Genomic DNA, 12,450 nt, shown 5'->3' with positions numbered 1-12,450 from the left:
CAATAAAAAAGGAGGTATAGAATGCGTGACGTGGGCGTTGTCATGCCGGTATATAAACAGAATCCTCTCTACCTTGAAATGGCGCTGCGATCGGTCCTTGAACAGAGTTATAAACACTTTTATTTTGTCATTGTTTCAGATGGTGCACCTCAAGAAGCAAATGATGTTATTCACAATGTCACAAATGGGGATCCGCGAATACATTTTATTTTAAAAGAAAAAAATCAAGGTGTTGCAAAAGCATTGAATATCGGATTTGATTATTTAATGGAAATAGAAGAAGTGAATTATTTAACATGGGTCTCCAGCGATAATATCTACTATGATACCTATCTAGAAAAACTAAGAAATGCACTCGAAACAGCTCCGGACAATGTGGGATTATCGTATAGCAGTTTCAAGTATATTGATGCAAAAGGTGATTATTTAAAAGACCCTCAATTAGGGGAATTTTATAAATACCAAAACCAACCGAAAGAAAATTTGCTTGATGTATGCTTTATCGGTGTCTCTTTCATGTATAAAAAACATTTTGCAGCCATGATTGACGGATACAAAATGGAACCAGTTGAAGACTATGAATATTGGCTTCGAATGACAGACCATTGCGAAATCTTATATATTCCTGAAATGTTAATGGAATATCGTACAAATTCACCATTAAGTGTTTCAGTACAGCTTAGAAATTCAAAATCCCAACACCGAAGATGGAGATATGCGTTTAATCTTGCAAGATTTGAAGCACGAAATCGAAGAAATATACCTTTTAAGCTAACAGTCATTTATCCAGTTGAGGAAGGTTCTGAAAAAACGATTGTAAAATTAGAAGAGCTGTTTGAGCAAACATTTAGTAATTATAAACTTATCATTATTGATAGAAGTATAGATAGGGAGGCTATAAATGTCTTGCAGCATATTGAAGACCCAAGGGTGAAATTTATCGAATTACCTGGTGCTACTGAAATGGAAGCTATCTTACTTGGGATTAATGATGCTGATACACCTTATACATTAATCTTGGGAAAAGGTGTATTTCCATCCTCTCCATTTGTGTTATATAACATGATTCTTAATCAACAACAATTAAATCAAAGTATAGAGAATAGATATATAACATCATTTGATAGTGGTAAAGGTGTTGTTTCTATTTATTCTATCCATCAACAAAAAATACCTAATTACGGGACCCTTTATCTAACGGAGGAACTAGAAAAAATTTTAGATCATTGAGTAAACGTAAATAACCAGTTGGAACAACCAGTTATCATTTATCCTCAAAAATCTTGAATTAGGTAGGAAGCAAGTGATTCCCCTTGAGACATCATTGCGGGATATTTTTCATTTTTATCGTACCAAAAAGCAATCAGCTGAATAAATCTAATGAGAAAGAATCAATCAATAAGGAGGAATAGAATGCGTGACGTGGGCGTTGTCATGCCGGTATATAAACAGGATCCTGTCTACCTTGAAATGGCGTTGCGATCGGTCCTTGAACAGAGTTATAAACATTTTTATTTCGTCATCGTTTCAGATGGTGCACCCCAAGAAACCAATGACGTTATTCATAAAATCATAAAGGGAGATCCGCGAGTCCATTTTATTTTGAAAGAAAAAAATCAGGGTGTTGCAAAAGCATTGAATACTGGATTTGATTATTTAATGGAAGTAGATGAAGTGAACTATTTAACATGGGTCTCCAGCGATAATATCTACTATGATACCTATCTAGAAAAACTGAGAAAAGCTCTCGAAACAACTCCGGACAATGTCGGATTATCATATAGCAGCTTCAGGCATATTGATGCGAAAGGTGAATTTTTAAAAGAACCTCAATTAGAGGAATTTTATAAATATCAAGACCAACCTAAGGAAAATTTGCTCGATGTATGCTTTATCGGTGTCTCGTTCATGTATAAAAAACAAATCGCCGCAATGATCGACGGTTACAAAATGGAACCAGTTGAAGATTACGAATATTGGCTCCGGCTTACAGAGCATTGCGAAATCGTTTATATTCCTGAAGCTTTAATGGAATATCGCACAAATTCTCCATTAAGTGTTTCAGCACAATTACGAAATTCAAAAGCTCAACATAGAAGATGGAGATATGCATTTAACCTAGCAAGACTTGAAGCACGGAATCGAAGAAACATACCTTTCAAGCTTACGGTAATCTATCCAGTTCAAGATGGTTCGGAAAAAACAATTGCGAAATTAGAAGAGCTGTTTGAGCAATCCTTTAGTAATTATAAACTTATCATTGTAGACAGAAGTATAGATAGGAAAGCCATAAATGTATTGCAGCATATTGAAGACCCAAGAGTGAAATTTATCGAGTTACCTGGAGCTACAGAAATGGAAGCTATCTTACTTGGGATGAAAGATGCAGATACACCTTATACATTACTCTTGGGAAAAGGTGTATTTCCTTCTTCTCCATTTATGTTATATAACTTGATTCTTAAACAAGAAGGTTTTAATCAAAGTTTTGAAAATAAACATTTAACATCCTTTGATAATGGTAATGGTTCTGTTTCCATTCGTTCCATTGATCAACACAAAACGCATAGCTATGGAACTATATACCAAACAACAGAACTAAATAACATTTTATTTCATTAAGCATCCAACTATCTGTTTCAATTAAGGAGGGAATTAATTGACTGAAAAACAAACTTTACCTAAAGTGCTTGTTAATTCATTGCCTAAAAGCGGTACTCATTTACTGTTACAAATTATTCTTGGAATTCCAGGCATGATTATTACACCTAAATGGATTATTGAAGAGGAAGAGTTAGGAATAATTACTCCTGGAAGCGTAGGACCGGCACATTTAGATTACTCTGAAAAGCGTGCACAGCTATTAAATTCACAAAATGTAAAGGTAATTTTTATTAGCAGGGATTTGAGAGATGTTGTTGTTTCCCTTGTTCATTTTGTCATGTTAAACAAATGGGGAAATCACCCTTGGACTCCATATTTGAAGAAATTAAAAACACATGAAGAACGTCTATTAGCTATGATAAATGGGGTACATTTTACTGAAGAGGAGAAGGAGGAATACGGAGTTTATTCAATTCCTAATATTTATGAATTTTCTCAAAATAAATTAGGCTGGAGAAAGCAGCTTGGAATCTGCAAGGTTACTTTCGAAGAACTCACACAGGATGAAGAATCACAAAATAAAGCCCTTTTAAAAATTATAGATTTTTTATGGAATGACCTTGCACATTTAAACTTAACAAGACCAGAATTATTAAATCGATTAAAGCAAAATATTAAACCTAAAGAGTCGGGAACATTTAGGTCGGGGAAAATTGGTGAGTGGAAAAAAGAATTTAAAGAAGAACATAAAACTGCCTTTAAAAAAATAGCAGGTGATCTTCTTATTCAGCAAGGTTATGAAAAAGATAATAATTGGTAAAAAACTCCCCCCGCTAAAAGGAAAGACCTCAAAAATTCGAATATTTTAAGTAACTTCCTTCTAACTGTAAAACATAAAAGAAGTTCCTATGGATATCACCTTGAATCAACCTGATATAAATAGGAACTTTTTTCCACCCATAAAAAATCCTAATTCACTATATAAATTAGTAAGAATTTTTATTTAAACAATCATTTCTTTCTCAATCAAATTAATTAGTCTGAATAAATTGTTGCATTAAAACTTTCAGGACCAACTCGAGTAGCCCCTCCTGTATCTGCACTTATAAACGCAAGATAAGCTATTCTGTTATCAAATGAAGGAGGAACATTAAAATCTGAAGCAGTAAATGATAGTACTTGTGGACCTAAGATAGAGGTATCAAGAGTTTCTTCAACTGAATAAATTAATACAGATGGATTTGATGAACTCGACTGTCTTACAACAGTGATTGTAATAGTTGTGACCACAGGGAGATCAGGTAATTGAATAGCTACTGTTCCACTAATTTGAGTTCGTATTAGACCTGTTCCACCCGCAGCATTAAGAGTTAGACGTCCAAATAATTGAGCCGTTGTTGTTACTGGAACGCTTATCGAATTTGCGTAACTGGCTCCTTGAGAAGTTCTTGCATCTAGCAACTTGGCCATGGACCATTCTCCTTTCTTAAAACTTGTTACAATATAATCTATTCATAAATCTTCTAAAGTGCTTGTATATTTGTTTATTTTACTAGTAAATAGTATTTTTCTAATCCTTTCTAAGGAAGCTTTCATACATAGAAAATTAGCTGATTCAAAATAAAGGATTACGTAGAAAACAAAAAAATCCTAAAAAATACACTACCTACGTTAGAGAGATAGGTGTACTTTTTAGGTTGTTTTTTACTTTATTAAATAAATAATTTAGTCCTCACCCTATATTTCTACGTTTAAAAAATTCAAGCATGTTTAAGAAATTTACTGCGTACTTTTCTGGTGAAAAGGTTTCTCTAATATGTCTTTCAGCTTCCTGTCTAATGGCTTCTCTTAAAGATAGATTTGATAATAACTCTTTCCCTTGTTGGACAGCATCATCAATATTCCCCAACTCAAAAAACTTCCCGGTAATATCATGTTTAATAAAACTGCGCACTCCATCTGAATCAGTTGACAGAACTGGACATTTACAGACCATTGCCTCTAAGACAGCATAGCCGAAACCCTCGACTTTAGAGGTCGAGCATAAAAATCCTCCTGAATCTCCAATCATCGAAAAGTGATCTGCCATTTTTGCATGGGGCTGATTTGCATATATGGTAAGATGATTACGCACATTCAGTTTATCAATCATTTGTTCGAAAGCGACTCTCTCTTCCTTATCGCCCAATGTATTGTCTTCAAACATCCAAAGCTGGATAGAAGGATTTCCTTTTATTAATTCGGCTCCAATTAAAAGAAAGTCTTTCCAATTCTTGTTTTCCTCAATTCTCCCTACCCATCCTACAATTGGATGATCATGCTTTGGAAGGATTTGATAGTGAAACTCCTCTGTGTTAAAACAATTATCAAAACAAAATTTCGTTATATGTGGGAAGTTATCTTCAAATGCCTTCATAAGATGCGGTGTTCTTGGATATAAAATAGCATCACAATATTTGTTCAAAATAGGTAGAGCATGATTTTTCAAGAAATAATCTGCATACTCTTTATTAAAACCTAACCCTTGAATTTCATAAATTAAGGGACCTTGATAGCCAAAATTTCTTAATTTTTTCAGAAGAAGAAGATCAGACCCGACCACAATGGCTTCATAGTTCCCTTCTAAAATTATGTTTTTAATTTCCTCATCATCGTTCGTAACGAATATCGATGTATCAATTTTATTTTGGAGGCCAGTTCCACCTTGTGTATACAAAAAGTGCGAGTTAATTCCCTTTTGATGTAAAGCATAAAAGCGTTGTCTATTTAATGTCTCAACCCCGCCGCTTGGAACAAAAAATGTAAATAAGACATTTTTATTTTGCGGAATTTCAGGTTGAATTTTGTTCCATTTTGCTCCTAAAATCGTACCATCGTATCCATTTGGCGTTGCATCTTTAACGACCATTCCTGATCCCTCATTTAATTTCCAATAACAAACAAGATTATCTTCATCACCAGTAAGCTCTTTTGTCATATTCTCTTTAATATCTTCTTGCATTTTGGCTGTACTCCATATCCTAACTTCCTTAAGCTCACCTACATAATGCCCATTAGGAATACCTCCACCTAAAACCGCTGAAGGAACAACGTTTTTCCTGCTTTTAAACCCTTTCTTCACAAATTCACCATTAATAAATAAAGATGGAATTCTGTTTTGATAAACAATGGCAATATGTGTCCAATCATTAATGGACGTTTCATAGACTAAAGTTGCAGGCAAATAATCTGTTGTATGTTCATAAACCGAAACACCGTTCGTACCGACTGAAACTCCGACACCAGCTCGGGTTAAATCGCTGTCTAAATAAGCGCCAAAAACAGGAGTGATAGCAAAGCGCTGATTTCTAATATCAGATATCCATTTTCTTGATTGCTGATGAATGAAATGTGTAGTATATGGTTTAGCCCAAAATTCAATTGTAAATGTATTTTTCAAACTAGAAATTAACTGCTTATCTGTTTTGACACAACTTTCATCTTGGAAAGAAAGTGAAATATTACGCATCATAAAGAACTGCCCTCCTATCCTTTTTATTAGCTTATGTTCGTATTTTTTTTTTGAATATATATATAACCTAAATTCTGCTTAAATATGGAAATATCAGAAGAAAGTCCCGATAAAATTGATTCGTAATGTCAGAACAAGATTGCATACATACATTATTTAATGAGAAAGAATGATTGATTAGCAGAATGGCTAAAGAAGGATTACGCTTTAAATAAATAAAAACGATCAGGAATGAGGTACAAATGGAAAAGGTTTCAATCGTTATCCCCTTTTACAATTGTCAATATGTTGACAAAGCCATTGAAAGTGCATTGAATCAGACGTATAAAAATATAGAAGTGATCGTTGTTGATGATGGTTCTTCAAAATATACAGATAAAATAAATCCTTATTTAAAAGAAATTAAATATATACAAAAAAAGAATGGCGGGACAGCAAGCGCGTTGAATACAGGCATTCAACATGCCACCGGAGAGTATTTCTCATGGTTAAGCTCAGATGACTTATACAAACCTGAAAAGACTTCAGAACAACTAAAATTAATGAAAAATAAAAATGCCACAGTCTCTTATTCTCCTTATATTGTCATGAATTCCAAAGGTGAATATGTACGCAGAGTCAAAAACCCTTCTTACAATAAACTGTCTTTTCTTAAAACGTTTTTAAACTTCTGCCCAATAAATGGCTGCACTGTTATGGCAAAAATGGATCTGTTTGCAGATGTAGGCTTGTTTGATGAAACATTACGCTATGCAAATGATTATGATATGTGGTGCCGCATTTTACTAAAGTACGATTTTCTATATATTAATAAACTACTTGTTTTCTATAGAGAGCACGCTGCAATGGGTACAAAAAATCATCAGGAGGAAATAGCTTTAGAAACTGAGGTTGTAAAAGAGAGATATAAACATCAGATAAACGAGTATTTATTAAAAGAACAAACTGATTACCTTAAAAACCTAAAACTAAATAATTTCACTAATAATGGAGGTCTCTAGTTGAAAGACATACATGTTTTTTTGATCAATTACACTAGTCAGACTGCTTTAAATAAAGCAATTGAGTCCTTAAATTTCCTTGATTATCGTTTAAAAGCAGCAACAATTATTAAAAAGAATAAGACTGCTTTTTACATGGACAAAACATCACAAAAGATCCCTTTAAAAATAGTAGAAATGATTGACCAGGACCTTGGAAAAACGTTAAATGTTTGTTTACAATCACTCAATAGTAACTATGTTTTATTTTTAAATAAACACGAATACCTTATTTCAGAGATTGAAACGCTCTTTACACATATAGATCAAAACAGTTCTATCCTGACAAATTCATTTCAATTTCACGGTCGGGAAATTGAAAGGCCGCTATTAGTTAAAGCTACCTTCTTAAAACAAACACCTTTATTCACAAAAGAACAAATCCCTTTTAATGAAGCTGTCCTTCCAGCCTGGCTAAAAAAAATAGAAAAAGCAAAAATAGTAAAAATAACGAAACCGATGGTCAAGCCCTTTAATCCTAGAGCATATACTAAAACAATAAATAAATGGGAGTTTATCGCGAAATATTCTTCACCATCAAAAGGAGCTTATGATCAATCTCCCTCTTTAGCAGTTATGATTTCAACCTATAATATGGCCAGCTATGTAGAAACTGCTATTACCTCCTGTCTGCTGCAACATACACCAATTAATCAACTATTAGTCATTGATGACGGTTCAACTGACAAGACATATGAGCGTCTTACAAAATGGAACGGTGGACGGAATATATGGGTATTCCAAAAAGAAAACGAAGGAAAGGCAAGAGCTCTAAACCAACTTTTACCCTATGTTTCCTCAGATTTCATCTTAGAGCTTGATGCAGACGACTGGCTTGACCCGGATGCGATTTCAACAATTAAGGAGCAAATAATGACACTTCCTGCGTCTGCAGCTGTCCTCTATGGAAATTTGAGAAATTGGCGGCAGTTCGATTCACATGAAATGAAATTTAGTGAGGTAACGAATGGCAAACCAGTCATGGATGAAAACGAACTCCTTTCTTACCATTTTCCTCTGGGACCTAGAATTTATCGGACAGATAAGTTAAAAGCGATTGGCGGATTTCCTGTCATTTCTTTTGAGGAGGGTAAATTGTATGAAGATGTTTTAGTATTAAAAGAATTAATGAAAACAGGGCCACTATGTTATCGTGACTTTACAATCTACAATGTGAGAAACCATCAATCTAGCATTACGAAAGTCAATCATTCAAAATGGCATGAGTTTAAAAACTTACTTGATTAACATTCGTTAAAAAGCTAGCTTCTCATCGTTACAGACACTTGTACCTAATACAAATACACAAAAAAAGAAAAGCCCCCCTCCCTCAATTTTGGACGATTGCCCACACCATCTAGGGATAACTCACATATTGTGTTAAGGACTAGAGAGTCAAATAACTAATTTTAAGGAGATGAAAATAAATGGGTTGCAAAGGTAAAGACCGCGATAACAATTGCGTGTGTGAAGCAGTTGAGCAAATTTTAGCTGAGCAAGAAGCAGTTGAAGAAATTAGCTGTCCAACTAGCTGTTTCAGCAATTTGTTAAGCCCAGCAGCTAGTCCGGGTAGAGATACAATTCCATTCATTTTATACGATAAAAAAGGTGATCTGTTTAAAGCTTTCGGTAACGTAGGTGGCTTCTTAGGTGATATGGCTTGCTTTAAAACAATCTTCTTCCGCGTTGAGCACGTTAAAGATTGCTGTGCAACATTATCACTGCTACGTCCTTTTGATGTGAATGGCGATACTGAGAGCGTATGTGATCCTTGTGACGGTGACTTCTTCGGACTTGCAAAATCTGACTTCTGTATTGAAGTAGATCTTGATTGCTTCTGTGCTATTCAATGCTTATCACCTGATTTAGTAAACCGTGCGATGGATAAAAAACACTGCAAATAAAAGATGGACTGCTGGTCACAGCAGTCTTTTTTACATATTGATCTACTTAAAAATGCCCATTTATCAACAAATAGGCATTTTCATTATTACCTTTTCTTCTATTATATCTATCCTAATATAGGCATATATAATAGAAAGGGAGGGAACCAATGAAAAGGACTAGTGATGATCATTACATGATTCACGTGATAGAAACAATTATCTCTCTGCAAAACGCGGTTGAAGAACAACGTGCTGCACATCGCTACCGCTATCTCCTTTATCCCATGAACCTATTAGGAGATTCCATTCCAATCCTTTTATTTTTAAAAGAGGGCGAATTGTTTAAAGCCTATCATTTTATAGATGTAAAAGGTTATGGCACTGTATTTTTCCGGGTGGAATCCATTCATAACTTCCATCTTACATTAAGACTGCTAAAGCCATTAAATGCAAGCGGGGAACTGATTCATCTTTTTAATGAAGATCAGATTTGCTTTGTAAAAAGATTATTAAAAACGGAAAATTTTATCAAAGTAGATGTATCGAATAGTTGTGCCATTCAATGCTTATCACCACAGATGTTGACATGAACTGGCTATTAAAAACCGGACGATATAAGGCTGTCACAAAAGATTCAGACTCTTTTGCGATAGCCTTATCCATTTAAAAACCTAATACATTGATTGCCTGGATGTCTTCAAGCTGAATATCAATTGGTCGTGGATGGTGTAAAGATCGTATAGTCACGACTCCATCCTCCTCTGACACGATAATCCCCCGATAAGTGCTATCAGTTGTTTCGATAAGACACAAAGATTTCGGCATATTTTTCGGAAGATTTGTAAAAAACTCAACCTTTTCAGGAATCGTCATCTGGGAGATTGGTATTCTTGGTTTTCTTTTTCGTTCCTGTTTTTCATCATGTATAACTTCTTCCTTTTTACTCTGTTCAGCTTCAACTTCTGGTTCTGGTTCTGGTTCTGGTTCTGCTTCTACAACAGGATTTAATGAAATCTCTGCTTTTGTCTCTGCTGTCTCAGCTTCTATAGGTTCCACCGGTAAGCTTTCCTGTTTCTTTACCGGCTTTATTATGACTAACTCTTGCATTTTTGGAGCAATGTTATCGTATTCCGGCTGCACAATATACAACAGCGGCTTAAGTTGCTGATTTCTGCTCATCGGAAACCTCCTCTATAATAAATCTGCTCTATAGCAGTTTATGATCATTTCTAGGTTATGTGCCTATTTCTTATCATTGATTGATACTGTTAACAAAGATAAAAAATTTTACACTAAATTTACTCTGCCTTAATATTTAATTGTTATTGTCGAATTACATAGATTTTAGTTACCTATTTAGACAACATAAACAAGAACCTGCTTGTTTTATTAAAGGAGAAAAGGCATGAACAATGATCGTACTGTCCCTTCTGATAAGGGAGCTTCTTTGAAGGAACAATTTATGACAATTCTAGAAAAGAAGCAGCTCACCATTCATTTTCAACCAATTGTTCATTTTCATAGCCATCAAACATACGGATTTGAGGCTTTATCAAGAGGACCCCTTGACAGTCCTTTTTATAGTCCTTCTCATCTATTTCCTTTTGCCGAGAGAGAAGGATTATTATACACGTTGGAAAAAATCGCGAGGGAGCGTGCATTTGCCGAAAGTAAAGGAATCTTAAAAGATAAAAAACTATTTATTAATTTAAATTCCCAAGTGATGTATGATAACCAGTTTAATCCCGGCCATACCATTTCCCTGCTAGACCAATACGGAATTGCCCCTCACCATGTTGTGTTTGAAATTACCGAAAGAAATGCCATCCATGACTTTGCCGCATTTAGAAATGTACTACATCATTATCGTGAACAAGGCTTTCAAATTGCGATTGATGACGCGGGTGCAGGCTATTCCTCCTTGCAATCTATATCTGAATTAATGCCGGATTATATTAAGGTGGACCGTTCGTTAATAAGCGGCGTTGACCATAATGAAGTAAAATTCCATATCCTCGAGGCATTTGTGATGTTTGCGAAAAAAATGAGTTGTGAAATCATCGCGGAAGGAATTGAAACAGAAGCTGAGCTTCAAAGGGTAATTGATTTAGGCATTACATATGGCCAGGGTTTTTTTATCGCAAAGCCGAATAACCCCATTCCCTCGATTACGGAAACGGCTCAGAAATGTTTAGCTAATATTGAGCAAAGGTTAGGCAGGACTGTGGCCATTGATATAGCTGATGAAATCATCCTTGTTCAAAATGGGACTGTGCTCAAACGCCAGCCTGCACGAGATCTTCTGGGAGAGATTTTGTAGAACGATCAAAAAAAGGGACTGATCCCCGTGCAATATCAGGAAATTCCCTTATATTGGATGGTTGGATCAGTCCCTTTTGAATTTGTTTAGAAAATTATAAAATTCTCATACTTTGGATAAGCGTACGACATCTAGCTCCAGCGCCTAGCCCCTCGACGTCATAAGCCACTCATGAATTGAAGCTAAAGTACACCTTCTATTCATGAGCGTCTTATGCTTGTCGGGTCTGATCAAGGCGCTTACGCTTTTGTTTTGTTAAGCGATAATATGATATCCTGAATCAACGTGAAGATTTTCACCAGTCATGCCTCTTGAAAGATCGCTAAATAAGAATAGTGCTGTATCACCTACTTCTTCAGGTGTTGTTGTTCTGCGAAGCGGTGCGCGCTCTTCAATTTCTTTTAGAATAGAATTGAAATCACTGATTCCTTTAGCTGATAATGTACGAATAGGACCAGCTGAGATTGAATTCACACGAATGCCATCTTTGCCAAGGTCGCTTGCTAAATATCTGACACTAGCTTCCAGGGAAGCTTTAGCAACGCCCATTACGTTGTAATTTGGCAGTACCCGCTCTCCGCCAAGGTAAGTTAACGTGACGATGCTGCCGCCTTCTGTCATAATTCCTCTTGCTTCCTTCGCAACAGCTGTTAAAGAATATGAACTAATATTGTGGGCTAATAAAAAGCCATCACGTGTTGTGTTCAGATATTCTCCTTGCAGCTCCTCCTTGTGTGCAAATGCGATACAATGGGCTACACCATGGATTACGCCTACTTCTTCCTTAATTTGACCAAAGCATGTTTTAATTTCCTCATCATTTGTTACATCACAAGGCAAAACAATGGAATCATTGCGCTCTAATGATTCTGCCAGGTCACGAACAGACTTCTCCAAACGTTCACCTGCATATGTAAAAATTAGTCTAGCACCAGCATTATGTAAAGAGCGTGCAATACCCCATGCGATGCTGCGTTTGTTTGCTACTCCCATAACGACAATATTGCGACCATTAAGTGATAAACTCATGTACATCCTCCTAATATTAATACATGTTATTAGTACCTGGTTATAATTATATCATTAAAA

Annotated in this window: 12 protein-coding genes; 8 read left to right on the top strand and 4 right to left on the bottom strand. The window is 35.3% G+C overall.

Annotation, left to right across the window (positions count from 1 at the left end):
* Positions 1-21: 21 nt before the first annotated feature.
* The 3 genes from WQ54_RS03345 (at position 22) to WQ54_RS03335 (ending at position 3,424) form a co-directional block, all read left to right on the top strand.
* Complete coding sequence (locus WQ54_RS03345; protein WP_046512092.1) at positions 22-1,230, top strand: glycosyltransferase; 1,209 nt, start codon at positions 22-24, stop codon at positions 1,228-1,230.
* Between the two features lie 183 nt (positions 1,231-1,413).
* Positions 1,414-2,622: a glycosyltransferase family A protein gene (locus WQ54_RS03340; protein WP_046512089.1), complete on the top strand. Its 1,209-nt coding sequence runs from the start codon at positions 1,414-1,416 to the stop codon at positions 2,620-2,622.
* 37 nt (positions 2,623-2,659) lie between these two features.
* Positions 2,660-3,424: a sulfotransferase domain-containing protein gene (locus WQ54_RS03335; RefSeq protein WP_046512086.1), complete on the top strand. Its 765-nt coding sequence runs from the start codon at positions 2,660-2,662 to the stop codon at positions 3,422-3,424.
* Between the two features lie 215 nt (positions 3,425-3,639).
* On the opposite strand, the gene WQ54_RS03330 is transcribed toward WQ54_RS03335, so the two are convergent.
* Together WQ54_RS03330 and WQ54_RS35415 are read right to left on the bottom strand one after the other, a co-directional pair.
* Positions 3,640-4,074, bottom strand: coding sequence for a hypothetical protein (locus tag WQ54_RS03330; RefSeq protein WP_046512083.1), 435 nt, complete (start codon positions 4,072-4,074; stop codon positions 3,640-3,642).
* A gap of 262 nt (positions 4,075-4,336) precedes the next feature.
* Positions 4,337-6,115 (bottom strand): glycosyltransferase, encoded by a 1,779-nt coding sequence (locus WQ54_RS35415; RefSeq protein WP_084821808.1) that lies wholly within the window; start codon positions 6,113-6,115, stop codon positions 4,337-4,339.
* 242 nt (positions 6,116-6,357) lie between these two features.
* On the opposite strand from WQ54_RS35415, the gene WQ54_RS03320 reads away from it, so the two are divergent.
* The 4 genes from WQ54_RS03320 to WQ54_RS03305 all read left to right on the top strand — a co-directional run bounded on the left by WQ54_RS03320 (position 6,358) and on the right by WQ54_RS03305 (position 9,631).
* Positions 6,358-7,116, top strand: coding sequence for a glycosyltransferase (locus tag WQ54_RS03320; RefSeq protein WP_046512080.1), 759 nt, complete (start codon positions 6,358-6,360; stop codon positions 7,114-7,116).
* Entirely contained in the window at positions 7,117-8,403 is a 1,287-nt protein-coding gene (locus WQ54_RS03315; protein ID WP_046512078.1) for a glycosyltransferase family A protein, read from the top strand.
* 179 nt (positions 8,404-8,582) lie between these two features.
* A complete protein-coding gene (locus WQ54_RS03310) occupies positions 8,583-9,059 on the top strand; it encodes a CotY/CotZ family spore coat protein (RefSeq protein WP_046512075.1) in 477 nt (158 codons plus the stop codon).
* A 149-nt stretch (positions 9,060-9,208) separates the two neighbouring features.
* Positions 9,209-9,631: a CotY/CotZ family spore coat protein gene (locus WQ54_RS03305; RefSeq protein ID WP_046512072.1), complete on the top strand. Its 423-nt coding sequence runs from the start codon at positions 9,209-9,211 to the stop codon at positions 9,629-9,631.
* Positions 9,632-9,704: 73 nt separating this feature from the next.
* Here WQ54_RS03305 and WQ54_RS03300 read toward each other — a convergent pair whose 3' ends face one another.
* Positions 9,705-10,220 (bottom strand): CotO family spore coat protein, encoded by a 516-nt coding sequence (locus WQ54_RS03300; protein WP_046512071.1) that lies wholly within the window; start codon positions 10,218-10,220, stop codon positions 9,705-9,707.
* 226 nt (positions 10,221-10,446) lie between these two features.
* Between WQ54_RS03300 and WQ54_RS03295 the strand changes: the two genes are divergently transcribed.
* The gene (locus tag WQ54_RS03295; protein WP_052737638.1) at positions 10,447-11,361 is read left to right on the top strand and encodes an EAL domain-containing protein; all 915 of its coding nucleotides are present in this window, start codon (positions 10,447-10,449) and stop codon (positions 11,359-11,361) included.
* A gap of 255 nt (positions 11,362-11,616) precedes the next feature.
* On the opposite strand, the gene fabI is transcribed toward WQ54_RS03295, so the two are convergent.
* Positions 11,617-12,390 carry an enoyl-ACP reductase FabI gene (gene fabI / locus WQ54_RS03290; protein WP_046512068.1) on the bottom strand — a complete coding sequence of 258 codons (774 nt, stop codon included), beginning with the start codon at positions 12,388-12,390 and terminating at the stop codon, positions 11,617-11,619.
* Between the last annotated feature and the right edge of the window lie 60 nt (positions 12,391-12,450).

Source organism: Bacillus sp. SA1-12 (assembly GCF_000981385.1).
In the GTDB taxonomy this organism is placed as follows: Bacteria; Bacillota; Bacilli; order Bacillales; family Bacillaceae; genus Metabacillus.
Note: the sequence above shows the minus strand (reverse complement) of the source record. Positions and strands in the feature narration are given on the sequence as shown.